The sequence below is a fragment of the Mesorhizobium sp. P3_A2 genome (assembly GCF_056403115.1).
In genome coordinates this window covers 1-527 of record NZ_JBFUGC010000058.1, presented here as the reverse complement: position 1 = coordinate 527, position 527 = coordinate 1, and the positions used below count along the sequence as shown (strand labels likewise).

Sequence of the window (527 nt, the reverse complement as noted above, 5' to 3'; positions counted from 1 at the left end):
CGCGGATGCCGCGACAGGGCGCGGGCGACGAACAGCGCCGGTACGACGGAAAGCAGCGTCGAGAGTGCCGCCTGCCACAGGGTGAAGCGGGTGACGCGCAGGAGATAGAGATCGAAGGCGGACGCAGCACCGCGGAGGTCGTGCGCGCCTTCGAGGATGAGGCCCGCGAAGGCGCCGCCGATCAGCAGCGCGATTGCCGCAAGCGCAATGATGCCGGCGGTGATGCGGGGGTCAGAAGGTGCGCGCTTTCCACCCTCCCCCTTGTGGGGAGGGTCGGGGCGCGGATGCCGCGACAGGGCGCGGGCGACGAACAGCGCCGGTACGACGGAAAGCAGCGTCGAGAGTGCCGCCTGCCACAGGGTGAAGCGGGTGACGCGCAGGAGATAGAGATCGAAGGCGGACGCAGCACCGCGGAGGTCGTGCGCGCCTTCGAGGATGAGGCCCGCGAAGGCGCCGCCGATCAGCAGCGCGATTGCCGCAAGCGCAATGATGCCGGCGGTGATGCGGGGGTCAGAAGGTGCGCGCTT

General features: G+C 70.0%; 1 pseudogene. It reads right to left on the bottom strand.

The window, feature by feature from the left end:
• Positions 1-527: pseudogene (locus AC1DXM_RS32000) on the bottom strand (hypothetical protein); the annotation flags it as partial.